17 protein-coding genes are annotated in these 19,398 nt (G+C 65.1%); 9 read left to right on the forward strand and 8 right to left on the reverse strand.

Annotated features, from left to right (window positions below):
- Positions 1-177 precede the first annotated feature (177 nt).
- Positions 178-981 (reverse strand): tRNA cyclic N6-threonylcarbamoyladenosine(37) synthase TcdA, encoded by an 804-nt coding sequence (gene tcdA, locus ACFW0B_RS10030; protein ID WP_449147760.1) that lies wholly within the window; start codon positions 979-981, stop codon positions 178-180.
- A 152-nt stretch (positions 982-1,133) separates the two neighbouring features.
- On the opposite strand from tcdA, the gene ACFW0B_RS10035 reads away from it, so the two are divergent.
- From ACFW0B_RS10035 to ACFW0B_RS10055, 5 genes are all read left to right on the forward strand, one after another.
- Positions 1,134-2,285: an iron-containing alcohol dehydrogenase gene (locus ACFW0B_RS10035; protein WP_449147761.1), complete on the forward strand. Its 1,152-nt coding sequence runs from the start codon at positions 1,134-1,136 to the stop codon at positions 2,283-2,285.
- 254 nt (positions 2,286-2,539) lie between these two features.
- Positions 2,540-5,134 carry a glycosyltransferase gene (locus tag ACFW0B_RS10040; RefSeq protein ID WP_449147762.1) on the forward strand — a complete coding sequence of 865 codons (2,595 nt, stop codon included), beginning with the start codon at positions 2,540-2,542 and terminating at the stop codon, positions 5,132-5,134.
- A 103-nt stretch (positions 5,135-5,237) separates the two neighbouring features.
- Complete coding sequence (gene dapE, locus ACFW0B_RS10045) at positions 5,238-6,380, forward strand: succinyl-diaminopimelate desuccinylase (RefSeq protein ID WP_449147763.1); 1,143 nt, start codon at positions 5,238-5,240, stop codon at positions 6,378-6,380.
- Entirely contained in the window at positions 6,377-7,183 is an 807-nt protein-coding gene (locus ACFW0B_RS10050) for a putative RNA methyltransferase (RefSeq protein WP_449147764.1), read from the forward strand. The genes dapE and ACFW0B_RS10050 overlap by 4 nt, the downstream gene beginning before the upstream one ends.
- Positions 7,184-7,193: 10 nt before the next feature.
- A complete protein-coding gene (locus tag ACFW0B_RS10055; RefSeq protein WP_449147765.1) occupies positions 7,194-7,565 on the forward strand; it encodes a hypothetical protein in 372 nt (123 codons plus the stop codon).
- 77 nt (positions 7,566-7,642) lie between these two features.
- Here the strand turns inward: ACFW0B_RS10055 and ACFW0B_RS10060 are convergent, their stop codons facing one another.
- The 5 genes from ACFW0B_RS10060 to ACFW0B_RS10080 form a co-directional block, all read right to left on the reverse strand.
- The gene (locus ACFW0B_RS10060) at positions 7,643-7,852 is read right to left on the reverse strand and encodes a cold-shock protein (RefSeq protein ID WP_004421058.1); all 210 of its coding nucleotides are present in this window, start codon (positions 7,850-7,852) and stop codon (positions 7,643-7,645) included.
- 328 nt (positions 7,853-8,180) lie between these two features.
- A complete protein-coding gene (locus ACFW0B_RS10065) occupies positions 8,181-9,173 on the reverse strand; it encodes a DUF4340 domain-containing protein (protein WP_449147766.1) in 993 nt (330 codons plus the stop codon).
- An 11-nt stretch (positions 9,174-9,184) separates the two neighbouring features.
- Positions 9,185-11,020: a GldG family protein gene (locus ACFW0B_RS10070; protein ID WP_449147767.1), complete on the reverse strand. Its 1,836-nt coding sequence runs from the start codon at positions 11,018-11,020 to the stop codon at positions 9,185-9,187.
- Positions 11,021-11,022: 2 nt separating this feature from the next.
- The gene (locus ACFW0B_RS10075) at positions 11,023-11,757 is read right to left on the reverse strand and encodes an ABC transporter permease subunit (protein WP_449147768.1); all 735 of its coding nucleotides are present in this window, start codon (positions 11,755-11,757) and stop codon (positions 11,023-11,025) included.
- Entirely contained in the window at positions 11,754-12,677 is a 924-nt protein-coding gene (locus ACFW0B_RS10080) for an ABC transporter ATP-binding protein (protein WP_449147769.1), read from the reverse strand. The genes ACFW0B_RS10075 and ACFW0B_RS10080 overlap by 4 nt, the downstream gene beginning before the upstream one ends.
- A 229-nt stretch (positions 12,678-12,906) precedes the next feature.
- Here ACFW0B_RS10080 and plsB point away from each other — a divergent pair, with 229 nt between their 5' ends.
- Entirely contained in the window at positions 12,907-15,405 is a 2,499-nt protein-coding gene (gene plsB, locus ACFW0B_RS10085; protein ID WP_449147770.1) for a glycerol-3-phosphate 1-O-acyltransferase PlsB, read from the forward strand.
- A gap of 167 nt (positions 15,406-15,572) precedes the next feature.
- The gene (locus ACFW0B_RS10090) at positions 15,573-15,839 is read left to right on the forward strand and encodes a hypothetical protein (RefSeq protein ID WP_449147771.1); all 267 of its coding nucleotides are present in this window, start codon (positions 15,573-15,575) and stop codon (positions 15,837-15,839) included.
- Positions 15,840-15,937: 98 nt separating this feature from the next.
- Here ACFW0B_RS10090 and ACFW0B_RS10095 read toward each other — a convergent pair whose 3' ends face one another.
- A complete protein-coding gene (locus tag ACFW0B_RS10095) occupies positions 15,938-16,405 on the reverse strand; it encodes a hypothetical protein (protein WP_449147772.1) in 468 nt (155 codons plus the stop codon).
- A 90-nt stretch (positions 16,406-16,495) separates the two neighbouring features.
- On the opposite strand from ACFW0B_RS10095, the gene ACFW0B_RS10100 reads away from it, so the two are divergent.
- Positions 16,496-17,110, forward strand: coding sequence for a hypothetical protein (locus tag ACFW0B_RS10100; RefSeq protein WP_449147773.1), 615 nt, complete (start codon positions 16,496-16,498; stop codon positions 17,108-17,110).
- A gap of 195 nt (positions 17,111-17,305) precedes the next feature.
- Entirely contained in the window at positions 17,306-17,983 is a 678-nt protein-coding gene (locus tag ACFW0B_RS10105; protein ID WP_449147774.1) for a DUF4197 domain-containing protein, read from the forward strand.
- Between the two features lie 119 nt (positions 17,984-18,102).
- On the opposite strand, the gene ACFW0B_RS10110 is transcribed toward ACFW0B_RS10105, so the two are convergent.
- Positions 18,103-19,260, reverse strand: a complete 1,158-nt coding sequence (locus ACFW0B_RS10110) for an aromatic ring-hydroxylating oxygenase subunit alpha (RefSeq protein WP_449147775.1) — start codon at positions 19,258-19,260, stop codon at positions 18,103-18,105.
- Positions 19,261-19,398: the final 138 nt, after the last annotated feature.

A 19,398-nucleotide genomic window follows, 5' to 3' on the forward strand; every position in this document is an offset into this window, starting at 1 on the left:
CTCCTATCTCTGCCAGCAACAAACGCAGACATAGCCAATTCATTCGCCTAGCAGGACGTAGTCCTGCCGTAGGTTGGTGCGGGCCACGCTGGTCTGATCCTACGAAGCCCGACAAGGCGCGCCTGGCGTGCCCGGAATCGTTGGGCCTTGTTCCTCGGCACCAAGCTACCAGGAACCTTATCCCGCAGTGCGCTCCGACGGCCTGCGCGCACCAGCCACCAGCTTGTCCACAATCCGCGCCGCCGCCACCATGCCGAAGGTGGCGGTCACCATCATCACCGCGCCGAAGCCGCCGGCGCAGTCCAGCTTCACGCCTTCGCCGACGAAACTCTTCTGCTGGCAGACCGAGCCATCCGGCTTCGGGTAGCGCAGCTGCTCCGTCGAGAACACGCAGGGCACGCTGTAGGTGCGCCCCGGCGTACGGGAGAAGTTGTAGTCTCGGCGCAGGGTGGAACGCACCTTGGCCGCCAAGGGGTCATTGAAGGTCTTGTTCAGGTCGGCGACCTGGATCTGCGCCGGGTCCACCTGGCCACCGGCGCCGCCCGTGGTGACAATCTGGATCTTGCGCCGCTTGCACCAGGCGATCAGCGCCGCCTTGGCCGCCACGCTGTCGATGCAGTCGATCACGGCATCCAGCTCGGGGGTGATGTACTCGACCATGGTTTCACGGGTGACGAAGTCAGCCACCGCATGGACCACGCAGGCCGGGTTGATGGCGCGGATGCGCTCGGCCATCACCTCCACCTTGGCCTTGCCCACGGTGCCTTCTATGGCATGCACCTGGCGGTTGGTGTTGGTGATGCAGACGTCGTCCAGGTCGAACAGGGAGATCTCGCCCACTCCGGAGCGGGCCAGGGCCTCTGCCGCCCAGGAGCCCACGCCGCCGATGCCGACCACCGCCACATGGGCCGCCTGCAACCGGGCAAGCCCGTCCAGGCCATAAAGCCGGGCAATGCCGCCGAAACGCTCGTCTGTATTCATGCCGATCACTCCCATCGCCAACCTTGGGGCGGGCGCGCATTATAGGAAGCGCTCTGCTTCGGCCCAAGTCCATCGCCGCTGAATGGCGGCCCATGGCTTCGGGCCCGGTCCGCCAGGGCTATAGTCGGCCGATAACGACAATGGAGCCGGTCATGCGCAATTTCACCTTCTACAACCCCACCCGCATCCATTTCGGCGAAGGCCAGATCAGCAAGCTGGGGCGGGATGTGCCGGCCGGCAGCCGGGTCCTGGTGACCCACGGCGGCGGCAGCATCTTCCAGAACGGCGTCTGGCAGCAGGTAGAGGAAGCGCTGGCTGGTTACCAGCTGGTCCGTTTCGGTGGCATCGAGGCCAATCCGCAGTTCGATACCCTGGTCAAGGCCGCCGGGCTGGCCAAGGCCGAACGCTGCGACTTCATCGTCGCTGTCGGTGGCGGTTCGGTAATCGACGGCAGCAAGTTCATCGCCGCCGCGACCTGCTACGAAGGCGACCCGCTGGACCTGCTCAGCGGCAAGCGGATCACCGCAGCCCTGCCGCTCGGCTGCGTGCTGACCCTGGCCGCCACCGGCTCGGAGAGCAACCCCCACGGCGTGGTCACCCACGTCGCCCGCCAGGAGAAGCTGCCCTTCTCCAGCGCCCTGCTCTACCCGCGCTTCGCCATCCTCGACCCACGCACCACCTTCAGTCTGCCGTCCAGGCAGATCGGCAACGGCGTGGTGGATGCGTTCGTCCACACCATCGAGCAATACCTGACCTACCCAGCCGACTCCCCCCTGCAGGACCGCTACGCCGAAGGCCTGCTGCTGACCCTGATCGAAGAAGGCCCCAAGGCGCTGGCCACCCCCGATGACTACGCCGTGCGCGCCAACCTGATGTGGTGCGCCACCCAGGCGCTGAACGGCCTGCTCGGCTGCGGCGTCCCCCAGGACTGGTCGACCCACATGATCGGCCACGAACTGACCGCGCTCTACCACATCGACCACGCCCAGACCCTGGCCGTGGTGCTACCGGCGCTGCTGGCCGAACGCCGCCAGGTCAAGCGCGAGAAGCTGCTGCAGTACGCCTCCCGCGTCTGGGGCCTGAAGGAAGGTGACGACGATCAGCGCATCGATTCGGCCATCCAGGCCACCCGCGATTTCTTCAAGCGCATGGGCGTGCCCACCCGCCTGTCCGAACACGGCCTGGATGCCGACGTGATCCCCCAGGTGCTGGCACAACTGGAGCGGCATGGCATGACCGCCCTGAGCGAACGGCGTGACCTTGACCTGATGATCAGCGAGCGCATCCTATTGAGGGCGCTCTGAAGAGCCCCCATCCGGGGCGGCATTTCGCCACATGGCGAGAACTTCTGGCGCCAAAGGCAAACAAACCCTCTGGCGGGGCGGCCATCCGGCTCCCCCGCTGGTTGCAATCTATACAGCTGTTGGGCGCCGGAGTAGGATTCGCGCCGGCCGGCAGTTCGCTGGCCCTGTCCCCCCCCGGTTTCGTATGAAAGACCGCCTGCAGCAGGCCGTTCTCCTATGGGACCCAGTTCCTCTATTCGGAACCCTTGACCTCTATGCCATCGCGTAAATTTGGACTCAATCTGGTGGTCTTCGTGGCGGTTGCTGCGTTGTTCACCGGTATCTGGGCGCTTTACAACCGTCCGGTCACCGCGCCGGACTGGCCGGAACAGATCTCCGGTTATTCCTTCTCGCCGTTCCGCGCGGACCAGAACCCGCAGCAGAACCGCTACCCCACCGACGAGCAGATCCGCCAGGACCTCGAACTGCTGAGCAAGCAGACCGACAACATCCGCACCTACTCGGTGGACGGCAGCCTGGCCGACATCCCGCGCCTGGCCGAGGAATTCGGCCTGCGGGTGACCCTGGGTGTGTGGATCAGCCCGGACGAGGAACGCAACGAGCGCGAGATCGCCAAGGCCATCGAAATCGCCAACACGTCCCGCAGCGTGGTTCGCGTGGTGGTGGGTAACGAGGCCCTGTTCCGTCGCGAGATCAGCCGCAAGGACCTGGTGGATTACCTGGACCGTGTCCGCGCCGCGGTGAAGGTGCCGGTGACCACCTCCGAGCAGTGGCACATCTGGCTGAAGTACCCGGAACTGGCCAAGCACGTCGACCTGGTAGCGGCCCACGTGCTGCCCTACTGGGAATTCGTGCCGATGGAGGATTCCACCGAATTCGTCCTGGAGCGCGCCAAGGACCTGAAGAAGGCCTTCCCGAAGAAGCCGCTGCTGCTGTCGGAAGTGGGCTGGCCGAGCAACGGCCGCATGCGTGGCGGTGCCGACGCGTCCCAGGCCGACCAGGCCATCTACCTGCGCACCCTGGTCAACGCCCTCAACGCCAAGGGCTACAACTACTTCGTCATCGAAGCCTTCGACCAGCCGTGGAAGGCCAGCGACGAGGGCTCGGTGGGCGCCTATTGGGGCGTCTACAACCTCGACCGCCAGCCCAAGTTCGCCTTCGAAGGCCCGGTGATCGCCATCCCGCAATGGCGCATGCTCGCCGTGGCCTCGGTGGTCCTGGCGCTGCTGGCCCTGGCCCTGATGCTGATCGACGGTAGCGCCCTGCGCCAGCGCGGCCGCACCTTCCTCACCTTCGTCGCCTTTGCCGGCGGCTCGGCGCTGGTGTGGATCGCCTACGACTACAGCCAGCAGTACAGCAACTGGTTCAGCCTCACCGTGGGCCTGCTGCTGGGTATCGGCGCCCTGGGCGTGTTCATCGTGCTCCTCACCGAAGCCCATGAACTGGCCGAGGCGGTCTGGGTGCGCAAGCGCCGCCGTCCGTTCCTGCCGATATTGGCCGACACCGCCTACCGGCCGAAAGTGTCGGTACACGTACCCTGCTACAACGAGCCGCCGGAGATGGTCAAACAGACCCTCGACGCCCTGGCCAACCTCGACTATCCGGACTTTGAGGTCCTGATCATCGACAACAACACCAAGGACCCGGCCGTCTGGGAACCAGTGCGCGATTACTGCGAGCAGCTGGGCCCGCGCTTCAAGTTCTTCCACGTCGCCCCGCTGGAAGGCTTCAAGGGCGGCGCGCTGAACTACATCCTGCCGTACACCGCACCGGACGCCGAAGTCGTGGCGGTGATCGACTCCGACTACTGCGTCGACCGCAACTGGCTGAAGTACATGGTGCCGCACTTCGCCGACCCGGAAATCGCCGTGGTGCAGTCGCCGCAGGACTATCGCGACGGCAACGAGAACACCTTCAAGAAGCTCTGCTACGCCGAGTACAAGGGCTTCTTCCACATCGGCATGGTCACCCGCAACGACCGCAACGCGATCATCCAGCACGGCACCATGACCATGATCCGCCGCAGCGTGATGGACGAGCTGAAGTGGGCCGACTGGACCATCTGCGAAGACGCCGAACTGGGCCTTCGCGTGTTCAAGAGCGGCTACGCGGCAGCCTACGCGCACGAGAGCTTTGGCCGCGGCCTGATGCCGGACACCTTCATCGACTACAAGAAGCAGCGCTTCCGCTGGGCCTACGGCGCCATCCAGATCATGAAGGGGCATGCCCGCAGCCTGTTCCTGGGCAAGGACTCCAAGCTCAAGCAGGGCCAACGCTACCACTTCATCGCCGGCTGGCTGCCCTGGGTCGCCGATGGCCTGAACATCTTCTTCACCATCGGTGCCCTGCTCTGGTCGGCGGCCATGATCATCGTGCCGCAGCGGGTCGACCCGCCGCTGCTGATCTTCGCCATCCCGCCTCTGGCGCTGTTCTTCTTCAAGGTGGGCAAGATCGTCTTCCTCTACCAGCGCGCGGTGGGGGTCAACCTGAAGGACGCCTTCTGTGCGGCGGTTGCAGGGCTCGCGCTCTCACACACCATCGCCAAGGCGGTGCTCTACGGCTTTTTCACCAAGAGCATCCCGTTCTTCCGCACGCCGAAGATGCGCAGCAACCACGGCCTGATGATGGCCCTGGCCGAAGCCCGCGAAGAGGTGTTCGTGATGCTCCTCTTGTGGGGCGCGGCCATCGGCATCGCCATCGTACAGGGCATGCCCAGCCCGGACGTGATGTTCTGGGTGGCCATGCTGCTGGTACAGTCGCTGCCGTACCTGGCGGCGCTGATCATGGCGCTGCTCTCCTCCATGCCCAAGGGCCGGGAAGAGGAGCAGGAAGAGGTCGCCACCGCCTGACAGGCGAGCGAAACCCTCAAACGGCGGCCATTGGCCGCCGTTCTTGTTTTAAGATATCCGCCTTTTCTTCCCTAGCGTTCCCGCGCTGCTTTCCGGAGCTCCCATGTCTGCCCTGTCCCCCACCCTCGAACTCGCCTGCGACCTCATTCGCCGCCCCTCGGTCACCCCGGTCGACGAAGGTTGCCAGGAGTTGATGATGCGCCGTCTGGAGGCCGCGGGCTTCCGCATCGAGCGCATGCGCATCGAGGATGTGGAAAACTTCTGGGCCATCCGTGGCGGCGAGGGCCCGGTGCTCTGCTTCGCCGGCCATACCGACGTGGTGCCCACCGGTCCGGTGCAGGCCTGGCAGCACCAGCCGTTCGACGCCCTGATCGACGAACAGGGCATGCTCTGCGGCCGGGGCGCGGCGGACATGAAGGGCAGTCTGGCCGCCATGCTGGTAGCGGTTGAACGCTTCGTCAGCGAACACCCGCAGCACAAGGGCGCCATCGCCTTCCTCATCACCAGCGACGAAGAAGGCCCGGCGCAACATGGCACCAAGGCCGTGGTGGAGCGGCTGGCCGCCCGTGGCGAGCGCCTGGACTGGTGCATCGTCGGCGAGCCCTCCAGCACCTCCTTGGTGGGTGACGTGGTGAAGAACGGCCGTCGCGGCTCCCTCGGCGGCAAGCTGACCGTGCGCGGCGTGCAAGGCCACGTGGCCTACCCGCACCTGGCGAAGAACCCCATCCACCTGGCCGCACCCGCCTTGGCGGAACTGACCGCCGAGCACTGGGACGACGGCAACACCTTCTTCCCGCCGACCAGCTTCCAGGTCTCCAACCTCAACGCCGGCACCGGCGCCACCAATGTGATCCCGGGCGAGCTGGTGGCGGTGTTCAACTTCCGCTTCTCCACCGAATCCACGGTGGAAGGCCTGCAGCGCCGGGTCGAGGCCATCCTCGACAAGCACGGCCTGGACTACCACCTGGAATGGGCGCTTTCCGGCCTGCCCTTCCTTACCGAACCGGGCGAGCTGCTGGACGCGGTCGCGGCGAGCATCAAGGCCGTCACCGGCCGTGACACCACGCCGTCCACCAGCGGCGGCACCTCCGATGGCCGCTTCATCGCCACCATGGGCACCCAGGTGGTCGAACTGGGCCCGGTGAACACCACCATCCACCAGGTGAACGAGCGGGTACTGGCGAGCGATCTCGACCTGCTGACCGACATCTACCAACAGACCCTGGTCCGCCTGCTCGCCCAATGAAACTCATCTGCCCCCTTTGCCAGGGTGCGCTGAGCGCCCGTGAACAGAGCCTGGCGTGCCCGGCCAACCACAGCTTCGACCGCGCGCGCCAGGGCTACTACAACCTGCTGCCGGTGCAGCACAAGAAGAGCCGCGATCCGGGCGACAACGCCACCATGGTCGAGGCACGCCGGCGCTTCCTCGACGGCGGCCATTACGCCCCACTGGCCAGCCGCCTGGCCGCACTCGCCGCCGCACGCGACCCGGAAAGCTGGCTGGATATCGGCTGTGGCGAGGGCTACTACACCGGCCAGCTGGCCATGGCCCTGCCAGCCAGCGATGGCTACGCCCTGGACATCTCCCGCGAGGCGGTGAAGCGCGCCTGCCGCCGCGCCCCGCAGTTGCACTGGCTGGTGGCGAGCATGGCTCGGGTTCCCCTGGCCGATGGCAGTTGCGACCTGCTCGCCAGCGTCTTCAGCCCGCTGGACTGGCAGGAAGTGCTGCGCCTGCTGGCCCCCGGTGGCGGCCTGCTGCGCATGGGGCCGACCCGCGAGCACCTGCTGGAGCTGCGCGAGAATCTCTACGATGAAGTCCGCGACTACGACGACGAGAAACACCTGGCGCAGATTCCAGCGGGCATGCGCCTGGCCCACAGCGAAACGCTGAGCTATCGCCTGCACCTGGCCGACGCCGAGGCGCGCGCGGACCTGCTGGCGATGACCCCGCACGGCTGGCGCGCCAGCGCCGAACGCCGCGCCGCGGTGGTGGCCGAAGCCTTCGATGTGACGGTGTCCATTCGCTACGATTGGATCGAGAAAATCTAGGGAGTCCCCCATGCGCCAACCCGATATCGAGATCTACCTCAAGGACGCCGACCAGGAGGCCGTCACCGCCTGGCTCAACGCGGCGCTGGGTTCCTGCACGCCCTGGCAGCAGAAAGGCCAGACCTTCAAGTGCCTGGCCGGGGATGTTCCCGTCACCTGGCTGCCCAAGGCCGTTGGCAAGTGGCACAGCCTCTATCTGGAAAGCGACGCTACGCCCTGGGAGGATGATCTGGGTTGTGCACGCGCAGCCTTTGCGGCCCTGGGCGTGGAAATCCGCTGCGCGCCAGGTGGCTGGCAGGAAACGCAGGGCGAAGAAGACGCCGACCGCTGGATCAAGGTGAACGCGGAAGGCGAGCAGGAAATCATCTGGCGCACCGACTGATCGATCGGCAGCCCGATTGGATTGGGAAACCGCAGACAGCAAAAGGCCCGTCACTGACGGGCCTCTTGTTTTGAGTCTCAGACCTTGGCGACGTCTTCCGCCTGCAGGCCTTTCTGACCCTGAATCACGGAAAACTCCACCTTCTGGCCTTCCAGCAGAGAGCGATGACCCTCGCCACGGATAGCACGGTAGTGAACGAACACATCAGGACCGCTTTCGCGCTGAATGAAACCATAGCCCTTGGCGTCATTGAACCACTTGACGGTTCCGATCTCACGATCAGCCATTACTGCTCTCTCCAACTCGCAATTTTATTGTGTACCCCCTTTGCTGGGGGTTTCGACGGTGCGGCAAAGACGTTCTTCTTGTTATATCCGACCCCGGCCGAATCAAGCATGGAGCGGGTATTTCGAATGGCGTTCTTTATATGACCGCGACCGGAGTATACGACAAGAGTTCGCGCTGAAAAGCACTTTTTTATGACCGTGCAGAATGGCCGCGCCATGCGGGCTGGACGCCCTTTTCTGGTTCCCGGACGGGACAAAATGGGGCATGAAGAAAGGCGGAAACGGACCGGCCAAAGTCCGATTTACCGCCTTGCTTCAATAACTTGCACTACTTTGCGGCAAGTACATCCTCGAGCTTCTTGGCCAGTGCCTGATATTGGAATGGCTCCAGTCGATAGGCCCAATCCAGTTTGCCGGGCACCTGCTTTTCACCGAACTTCTGCTTATCCTTGAGCACCAGCCAGGGCTGTTCGCCCTGCCCGTAGACTTCACCGCGCAGCTCGCCCCCGTCGAAAGTGGACAGGCTGAAACTCAGCAGCGGCTTGCCCTTGAACTGCACCTGCGCCAGGGGGGCGTTGTCGGCGAATTCCAGGCCGGCGAAGAGGGTCGCCATGCCGTTGGCCGCCGCCTCATAGGCCAGTTTCCGGCCCTTGGGCAGTTGCTTGAGCTTGAGATTCGGCTCCTCGGCGGTATCCCGGTAGACGGTCAGCTGGCTGCCGTTCGGGTAGGTCACCTCGACCTGCCGGACGCTGGCGAAGGGAATCGCCGCCACCCGGCGGTCCAGCCAGTTGAGTTCGCTCGTCGGCAGCGGCATGGCCTGGTCGACCAGCCAGACCTGGTTGTCGCCATAGAGGCGCACCAGTTGCCCCTTGCCCTGCTGTGCCGGCTTGCCCACCAGCAGTTCCAGCGGCGCTTCGCTGCCGCGTTCGACCTTGATGCGCGAACCCTGCTCGCCGGCCTCGCCCTTGTCCGCCAGGCCTACTCGACCGTGCAGTTCGGGGTTGGCGGTCTTGGCTTCCACCTTGCGTGCCTCGGCCAGTGCCCTCAGCAGCGTGGCCACGGGTTGGCCGGCCGCCGGGTAATCAGCCTTGGCCGGCAGCACCCAGGTGCCATCCTTGCGCGCCAGGCGCACGTCCGGCTGGCCGGGCACCTGCACGTCCAGCGCCGTCACGCCGTCCAGCCTGCCCTGCAGTTGCGGCAGCAGCAGGTCACGGCTGGCGACGGACTGCGGCTGGGGCCGCGCACTGTCCTGCTTGATGTAGTAGGCCGCACCCAGCCCGGCAGCCAGCAGGGCGAGAAAGATCAAGCCTTTGCGTCCCATATCGTCCCCCCTCAGGCCTTGCGCCGACGACGCCAGAACCACAGCACCAGCACGCCCAGGGTCAGCACCAGCGGCACCAGGGCGATGTTGACGAACTTCAGGGTGCGCCCCAGGTCCTCGATGCTGGCGTTGAGCTGGAAGCGCACGTCGCGCAGTTCCTTGCGGATGCGCAGCTTCTCCTGGATGAACTGCTGCAGCGTCGCCTGCTGTTCCGGGGTCAGTTCCAGCGCCTTGGCCGGGTCCTGGTTCTGCTGCAGCGACGCCAGTTTCTGCTCGGTGTCGGCCAGACGCTGCTGGAGCACCTGTTCCTGCTCGCGGAACTTCACCTCGGCGTCACGCTGGAGTTTCTCCACCACGTCGAAGGGACGGCTGAAGCGGCCACGGGAACGCACGCTGATCAGCGCGTCGGAACCGGCCAGGTTGTCCAGGGCATTGATGGCGAAGCCGGAGTTGTCGGCCCAGGGCTGCGGTACGCGCTGACCGAAGAAGTCCTGCACCTGCACCCACATGCGATCGCTGAGGATGTCGGTATCGGCCACGGCGATCACATTGATGTTCTTCGCCGATTTCAGGCCATCCTTGCGGCCCTCGATGCCATCGGGGAACGCCGATTGCGCCGGACCGCTGATGCGCGCCGCCACCGTATAGCGCTCGCCGGTGGGTTCGAGTTCGCGGATCAGCTCCTCGGGGTCGGTGAGCATGCCGAAGCGCTGCACGTCGAAGGGCATGGCGTACTCGGAGCTCTGGATCAGCGGCACGAACTGGGTCTTGGCACCTTCCAGCGGCTTGAGGATGCCCGCAGTGGCCACGGTGATGTTCTCCAGGCCGGCGGTGCTGACGTCGGACTGGTCGAGGCTGTGCCTGGGCAGGTTGAGCCAGGCGGCATGGCGCGCCGGCGGCCGGCCCTCGCCAACGTTCACCGACATGGCGTTGGCACCGTCACCCAGCACCTTGCCCGGCACCATCTGCAAGCCCCAGGCCTTGAACAGGACGTTCAGGTCGGAAGCCTTGTCGCCCCCGGGCTCGCCCGGCATTTCCATGCCGCTGTCGGCTTCGCTCCACGGATCGACGAAGGCCAGCAGCTTGCCTCCGCGCAGGACGAACTGGTCAATGGCGTACTGCGTCTGCTGCGGCAGGTTCTTCGGATGCACCAGCAGCAGCACCGAGACCTTTTCCGGAATCTGGTCGATATCGCCCTTCAGGCTCTCGATCTGGAAGAGCTGGCGGATGCCTTCCATCACCATCCAGGGCGCGGTCGGCTGGCGGGTCGCCATGTCGAAGCCGCCATTGAGCTTCAGCCCGGAAATCACGCCCACCACCGGGCGTTCCGGCTTGGCCAGGCTCTGCACCAGGCGGCTGATCTCGTATTCGAGGAACTCTTCCTGATCCAGCGGGAAGAACGGGATGATCTGGGTATCGTCCACGCTGTTGGTACCGGCCAGACCGAAGTAGACCTGGTCACCCCCCTGCTGCAGCGGTACCGCCTGCAGGCCGAACTCGGCGGCCTTGTCCTCAGCCTCGGAGAAGGGCTCGGGATCGACGATGTGCAGCTTGATCTTGCCGCCAGCAGCCCGCTCGTAGGCTTTCAACATCTCTTCCACGCGTCGCGCGTAGTTGCGCAGCACCACCAGGTCCTTGGCGGTCTTGTCGGAGTAGAAGAAATACAGGTTGATGGGTTCGTCGATCTCGCCAAGGATCTTCCGTGTCCCGTCGGAGATGGTGTAGAGCTTCTGTTCGGTGAGATCGACCCGCGCGTTGGTCAGGGTCAGCCCGGCGAGCATGTTGAACGCCAGGAAAGCCAGGGCGATCAGCAGCAGCCCGGCGCCGGAATACATCAGTCTTTTCATGTTCAGTCGGCCTTCTTCAGATCGACCACCACGGCGGTGGCGGCCAGCCAGGCGGCGATCAGGGTGACGAAGTAGAGCAGGTCACGCAGGTCGATCACGCCCTTGCTGATGGCATCAAAACGGGTCAGGAAACTCAGCGAGGCCACGGCGTCCAGCAGCCATTGCGGTGCCCAGGCGCTGAAGGCATCCAGCACCAGCGGGAAGCCGCTGACGATGAACAGGAAGCACACGCTGACGGCGAGGATGAAGGCGATCACCTGGTTCTTCGCCAGCGCCGACATGCAGGAGCCGATGGCGAGGAAGGCCCCGGCCAGCAGCCAGCTGCCGATGTAGCCGGTGATGATGGCGCCGTTATCCGGCTCGCCGAGATAGTTGACCGTGATCACCATAGGGAAGGTCAGCAGCAGAGCCAGGCCGGCGAAGGCCCAGGCGGCGAGGAACTTGCCGGTGACCGCCTCGAAGCGGGTGATGGGCAGCGTCATCAGCAACTCGATGGAGCCGGACTTGCGCTCCTCGGCCCACAGGCGCATGGCGATGGCCGGCACCAGGAACAAGTAGAGCCAGGGGTGGAAGTTGAAGAACGGCGCGAGGCTCGCCTGGCCGCTTTCGTAGAAGCCCCCCAGGTAGAAGGTGAACACCCCGGACAGCACCAGGAAGATCACGATGAACACGTAGGCCAGCGGGGTGGCGAAGTAGCTCGCCAGCTCGCGTTTGAAAATAACCGGCAACTGCGTCATGCCGCTTCTCCCCGGGTCAGTCGGCGGAACACCTCATCGAGACGGCCGCGCTCCACGTCCAGCTCCCTCACTTTCCAGCCCCGCTGGTGAATCAGCTGGTTCACCTGCGGGAAGATCACTTCGCCCGGCTTGGCCAGGATGGTCAGGCCGCCTTCGATGGCGTTCTCCTCGATGCCGGCCACACCCGGCAGCACCGCCAGGGCCAGCATGTCCAGCGGCTCGTCGGCCACCAGCGTCACCGCCTGGTGGTAGCGGGAGCGGCTTTCCAGCTCGAACGGCGTGCCGTCGGCCACCACCTTGCCGGACGCGATCACCAGGGCGCGGGTGCAGACCGCCGCGACCTCTTCGAGGATGTGGGTGGAGATGATCACGATCTTCTCGTGGGCCAGGCTCTGGATCAGTTGGCGCACCTGGTGCTTCTGGTTCGGGTCGAGGCCATCGGTGGGCTCGTCGAGGATCAGCACGCGCGGATCATGGAGAATCGCCTGGGCCAGGCCGACGCGGCGCTTGTAGCCCTTGGAGAGGGTTTCGATAGACTGGCCGAGGACGTTATCCAGCTCCACCTGCGCCACCGCACGGGCCACCCGTGCCTTCTTCTCGGCACCACGGAAGCCGCGTACCTCGGCAATGAACTCAAGGAAGCCGCGCACCGTCATGTCGCCGTAGCAGGGGGCGCCTTCCGGCAGGTAGCCGATCTCGCGCTGGGCCTTGAGGGTGTGGGTCTGGATGTCGGCGCCGAAGATGCTGGCGCTGCCCGAGGTCGGCGCGAGGAAGCCGGTGAGCATCTTCATGGTGGTGGACTTGCCTGCGCCGTTGGGGCCCAGGAACCCCAGCACCTCCCCCGGCGCGACGCTGAAGGACAGATTGTCCACAGCTGTGTGCTGCGCAAAGCGCTTGGTCAGATTTGTTATCTCGATCATGGCCTCTAGTCCCTTCGGGAACAGCCCCTGGCCATGCTGGCCACCGGGGCCTTGCAAAACGCTGGCGGACTATAAGGAGTCCCCCGCAGGCATTGCAAGACTGCCCCTGATGGGAAAAGTTGCAGGAAAATTCGGGCAAAACGACGGCCCGCGGCTTTTTGCGACCCGGCGGCGAATACGGCAAACTAGCCGCCCCGAGCAATCGCTCGTTTCACAGCCTCACCCTGTCATGACCCGCTCCCCGTTCCGCCGACTCGCCTTTGGTGCCCTGCGCCGCCTGCTTTACCTCTGGGTGCGCTCCGAGACCATCAACCAGTCCGCACTCACCCTGAAGCTCGACCGCAGCAAGCCGGTGCTCTATGTACTGCAGCAACCCTCGGCCAGCGACCTGGCGGTGGTGGATCGGGAATGCACCAAGGCCGGCCTGCCACGTCCGGTGTTGCCGGTGGCGGTGGGCGACCTGCTGGAGCCGGCCGCGTTCTTCTATCTGACCCGGGAGCCGGGCTGGCTCGGCGGCCAGGACAAGCGCGGCGCCTCACCGACCCTGGTGCGGGTGCTGGGCGCCATCCAGCAACATGCGGTGGAAGATGCGCAGATCATTCCGGTGACGGTGTTCTGGGGCCAGTCACCCGACCGTGAAACCAGCCCCTGGAAGCTGCTCTTCGCCGACAGCTGGGCAGTGACCGGCCGCCTGCGCAAGCTGGTCAGCATCCTCATCCTCGGCCGCAAGACCCGGGTGCAGTTCTCCGCTCCCATCCACCTGCGCGAACTGGTGGAGCAGGACAAGGGACCGGAGCGCACGCTGCGCATGGTCAACCGCATCCTGCGCGTCCACTTCCGCAACCAGAAAACCGCGGTCATCGGCCCCGACCTGTCCCACCGCCGCAACCTGGTGAAAGGTCTGGTGCGCGGCCCGCTGGTGCGCCAGGCGATCGCCGAACAAGCCGAGCGCGAGAAGGTCAGCCTGGCCACCGCCGAGACCCAGGCGCTGAAGTACGGCAACGAGATCGCCTCCGACTTCGCCTATACCGCCATCCGCTTCCTCGAAGTGGTGCTGTCCTGGTTCTGGAACAAGCTCTACGAGGGCATCAAGGTCAATCACATCGAGCAGGTGCAGGACATCGTGCATGGCCACGAGGTCATCTACGTACCCTGCCACCGCAGCCACATCGACTATCTGCTGCTGTCCTACCTGCTGTTCCGCAACGGCCTGACCCCGCCGCACATCGCCGCCGGCATCAACCTCAACATGCCGGTGATCGGCGGCCTGCTGCGCCGTGGCGGTGCCTTCTTCATGCGCCGCACCTTCAAGGGCAACCCGCTGTACACAGCGGTATTCAACGAATACCTGCACACCCTGTTCAGCCGCGGCTTCCCGGTGGAGTACTTCGTCGAAGGCGGGCGCTCGCGCACCGGCCGCATGCTGCATCCGAAGACCGGCATGCTCGCCATCACCCTGCGCAGCTTCCTGCGCTCCTCGCGCCTGCCCATCGTCTTCGTGCCGGTGTACATCGGCTACGAACGCGTGCTGGAAGGCCGCACCTACCTGGGCGAACTGCGCGGAGCAAGCAAAAAGAAGGAATCCATCTTCGACCTGTTCAAGGTCATCAGCGCCCTGAAGCTGCGGTTCGGTTCAGTGGCGGTGAACTTCGGCGAACCGATCAAACTGGCCGAATTCCTCGACCAGCAGCAGCCCGACTGGCGCACCCAGGAGCTGGGCCCGCAATTCCGCCCGGCCTGGCTCAACGACACCACCAACCAGCTCGCCGAGCGCATCGCCCGTCATCTCAACGACGCGGCGGCGATCAACCCGGTCAACCTGGTGGCCCTGGCGCTGCTCTCCACCACCCGCCTGGCCCTGGACGAACGCGCCCTGACCCGCGTGCTCGACCTCTACCTGGCGCTGCTCCGCGCCGTGCCCTACTCGCCCCACGCCACCCTGCCCGAAGGCGACGGACAGGCGCTGATCCAGTACGTGCTGAGCATGGACCTGCTGGCGGAGCAGAAGGACGCGCTGGGCAGGATCCTCTATCTGGACGAGCAGAACGCCGTCCTCATGACCTACTACCGCAACAACGTGCTCCATGTGTTCGCCCTGCCCGCCCTGCTGGCCTGTTTCTTCCAGAGCAGCGCGCGGATGAGCCGCGAGCAGATCCTGCGTTACACCCGTGCGCTCTATCCCTATCTGCAGGCAGAGCTGTTCATCCGCTGGGACGCGAACGAACTGGATGGCGTCGTGGACCAGTGGCTGGCAGCCTTCGTCGAACAGGGCCTGCTCAAGGTGGAAAACGACGTCTATGTGCGTCCGGCACCGAGTTCGCGGCAGTTCGTGCTGCTGACCCTGCTGGCCCGCGCCATCGTCCAGACCCTGCAGCGCTTCTACATGGCCATCGCCCTGCTGCTCAACGCCGGCCAGAACCAGTTGAGCGCCGAAGAACTCGAGGACCTCTGCACCGTCATGGCCCAGCGCCTGTCGATCCTCCACGGGCTGAACGCTCCGGAGTTCTTCGACAAGAGCCTGTTCCGCCACTTCATCCAGACGCTGCTGGACCAGCGCGTGCTGCGCCAGGACGAAGCAGGCAAGCTGGGCTACCACGAACTCCTTGGCGAACTGGCCGAAGGCGCTGCCAAGCGTGTGCTGCCGGCGGAGATTCGCCTGTCCATCCGCCAGGTGGCCTTCGATCGCCAGGTCGAGGCCGAGCCGGACGCCCCAGTGGAAGCTGGCTGATCCTTCTCGCCAGGCCTTCTGGCCTGGCGCTTCTCTTTTAGGACCGTTCCCACATCCCGACTGGGCATTTCCCGGCAGGCTCGCTCGAGCGGCCTCCGTACCATTCGGCGCTGCTCCTCTCGGATCACCGAGTGCACCACCAGCCCCGAACACGGAAAACCCAATCCATGCTGCTGAGAACCATCACAGTCGAGAACGGCACCGGAGAGGTGGTCAACGCCGCCATCCTGTGCAGCTTCGCCATCCCCGAGATCGATCGCAACATCGTCGTTTACACCCTCAACGAAGACGGCCGCGAGGGCACCGCCAAGGTGTATGTAGCGAGCGCCATCCCCCAGGACAACGGCTATCGCCTTGCCGGCCTGGAATCCGAGCGGGAATGGCAACACACCGTGCAGGTGCTCAGGGAAATCACTCGGGGAGAAGAGTCGTGAGCATGGTCAGCAAGACGCAATTCCACTTCGTCCAACTCAAGGGCGAAATTACCGGCGCCGGCAATGAACCAGCCGCCTCGAGGGACCACCAAAGCCTGTCAATCAGCAGGTCTTCCATCAGCAAGCTGATCGCCACCCGCGAAAGCAGCAACATCGGCGACCCGCTGCCGTCTACCCGCCCGCCACTGCCGGATGAACCCACTTCTGTGGCCGCGTTCCTCTCCCCTATCGACAGCCGCGCCCTCGGCGTGGATTTCAGCCTGGCCACGCCAGCGGTCCTCGAAGCCACGGCCGAAACGCCCGCGCCCGCTGAAGAGGCGATTGCGGAAGAGGTCGAGGTCGAGGTCGAGCGCGAGCCGGCCGACGTACAGGACGTAGCGGAAGCCTGTGCCGAAATAGTTGCGGAGCCGGCGATCCCCGAATCCGAGCCAGAGGCAGCTGTCGAGCCAGAGCCAGAGCCAGAGCCAGAGCCAGAGCCAGAGCCTCAGATTGAACCAGAACCTGAACCTGAACCTGAAACGGCAGCCGGATTGCCCCTCGAAATCGAGGAACTGCCAGGCGACCAAGCCGAAACAGCTACGGTCCCTGCACCGTCCCGGCGGGCAGCTGAACAGCTGATTGAGCCGGCGGCGGTGGAGACCGAACACCCAAGCCACATGATCCAGCCGCAACCGGCTCTTCCCACCCTTGCCGACAGCGAGGCCGACAGCGTGCTGTGCGACGTGCAGAGTACCCTCGCCTCCCTCGCGGACATGGCCAAGAACCTGACCCAGCAGAAGCTGGAAACGGTGAAGCAGCAGGAAAGCCTGGAACAGCGCAAGGCCCTGTTGCAGGAGAAGGAACGCATCCTCGCCGACAAGGACGAACAACTGCGTCTGCTGGAGGCACGGCTGACCCGCGAAGTCTCCAACCTGGAGCGCAGCGCCGAGGACAATGCCCGCGCCCTGGCCGAACGCAGCACCGCCCTCAAGGCCCTGGCCGAAAGCGTCGAAGCCCGCGACCGCAGCACGGCCAAGCTCGCCGAAACCCTGCGCCTGGAAAAGCAGCGCAACGATGAACTGGCCGAGACGCTGGTGCGCCGGGCGGAATCCCTCGACGAGCGCGAGGCCGCGCTGAACCGCAAGGACGAGGACCTCGCCGAGAAGCTCAAGCAACTGGTCGCCGCCAAGGACCGCTTCCGCGCCCTGGTCAAGGCCTTCAACGAAACGGTGCAATTCAACAACACCCTGAACGCCATCTCCAGCACTGCGCTGGACGACAGCCAGCACTGACCTCCCCCACTCGCCCCCGGATCGGGGGCGATGTCTTTCCAGCCCCAGCCCGTCGCACTTTGCCTTTGTTCATCAACGCCGGGGCAGCACTCGGTTAAACTTGATTGCTCCGACCCGCCGCCCCAGCGCGTGAGGGTCGCTCCGGTCCGCTGAGCTTTGTGCTTACCGCCCCTCAACAGCCACAAGGATGCTGCCATGATCCGCTTCGCTACCCTCTGCGCCGGCCTCGCCCTCTCCGCCAGCGCCTTCGCCCTGTCCCTCGCCGACCTCAGCCAGCAGGACGCCAGCGGCGGGCTGAAGGATGCCCTGACCCAGGGCGCCAAGGTGGCCGTCCAGCAACTCGGCAAGCCGGGTGGCTTTTCCAGTAACCCCGACGTGCGCATCGAGCTGCCGGGCAACCTCGGCAAGGCCGCCAGGACCATGAAGATGATGGGTATGGGCGCCCAGGTGGAACAGCTGGAAACGACCATGAACAAGGCCGCCGAAGCGGCAGTACCGCAGGCCCAGGCGCTGCTGGTGGACGCGGTGAAGAAAATGACCGTGCAGGATGCCAAGAGCATCCTCAGCGGCCCGGACGACGCCGCTACCCAGTACCTGAACAAAACCAGCCGCGAGCAACTGCGCGCGAAGTTCCTGCCCATCGTCAAGCAGGCCACCGACAAGGTGGGACTGGCCCAGCAATACAACAGCTTCGCCGGCCAGGCCGCGAGTTTCGGCGTGGTGGACGCCAAGAGCGCCAATATCGAGAGCTACGTGACTGAAGAAGCCCTGGACGGCCTGTTCAAGATGATCGCCGAGCAGGAAGCCAGCATCCGCCAGAATCCTGCGGGCGCGGCTACCAGCCTGGCGAAGAAGGTCTTCGGCGCGCTCTGAGCGTCGCAGCGCATTGATAGCGGCCCTCTCCCGCAAGCGGGAGAGGGGACTATCCGCGCAGGCCTTGAGCCACGTGCACGCCCTGTAGGGGCGAATTCATTCGCCAGGCAGCCCGCCCCTTACCACTCCAACACCTCCACCCTGCTATCCCCCAACGCATCATCCAGCCCCTGATGGAACCACCTCAGCGCCTGTTCGAACCGGCCATGCCAGAGCCGCTCGCTGGCACCGGCCTGGATGCCCGTCTGAACCCGCGCCGCCATGGCGAAGTCTTCCTCCAGCGCCGAATAGAGAATCGCGTTGTTCCTCTCGAAATAGCGCTGCGCCTTTTCCGTCGCCGGCGCTTCCGGCAGCAGGGTATGCCCGAGCACGCGGGTCGCCAGCGGGCCGTCGGGGAACACGGTGGAGAAGTCGATATGGTCCGGCTCCACCAGCACCAGGGTGTTGGGCCAGAGGAAGTACAACAGGTTGCCGTGACGCCGCAGGTTCCAGTCCCGCTCCGGCTGGTCGAGGATTTCCCGCAGGTTGCGCTTCACGTAGTAATTGCGGATATGCCGGCCGAAACGCTCGAACAGGCCCAGGTTGGGCCAGAACAGATGGTCGATGGTGGCCTGGTGCGCCTTGGCGACGTGGTAGTTCTCCAGGAAGGTGTCGATGGTCAGCTTCCAGTTCACCGGCCGGCGGATGTCCCGGGGATCGAAGATCACGTGATCGTCCAGGGCGAAGCTGTCGAAGTCGGCGAGGATCTGCTCGCCGAAGAAGGCGTCCAGATCCAGCGCCGGCCCCGGTGAGTGGCGCGCCCAGACGGCACCGAAGCGCTCGGCGACGGGCACCTCGGCAAGGTTCAGGCAAGCGCGATCGATGCCGTCAAAACCATATCCGTGGGGAATGCCGCGAAGCTGCCCGTCCGGATTATAGGCCCAGGCATGGTACGGACAGACGAAGACCCGGTTGCGCCCGCTGGCATCGTTCACCAGTTGGGTGCCGCGGTGCTTGCAGACGTTGAGGAAGCCCCGCAGTCGGCCCTGCTCGTCACGGGTCAGTAGCAGCGGCGCCAGCAGCTCGCGGGTGATGAAGTGACCCGGGGGAATTTCGCAGGAACGGGCCACCAGCAACGGCTCGCAACGCAGTATCTCGTCCCGTTCGCGGCGGTAGCGCTGCGCGTCGAGGTAGACATCCACCGGCAGCGCCGACGGCGACTCGACGCACTCGGATTCGCCCTGTTCCACCAGGGCCAGGGTTCGCTTGAGCAATGCCACCTGGGTCGCGTGCTGCATGGACACCTCGTCTTGTGATCATGGGCTGAGGCAGGCCCGGCCAGTCTCTGCGCGCATGCCCACGGCGCCAAGGGCCAGGGAGGAACCAGCCGGAAGATTGGCAGAAATGGCCGAAGCGCCCATGAAAAAGGCCCCCGA

The sequence above is a fragment of the Metapseudomonas phytobenefica genome, assembly GCF_043392685.1.
GTDB lineage: Bacteria > Pseudomonadota > Gammaproteobacteria > Pseudomonadales > Pseudomonadaceae > Metapseudomonas.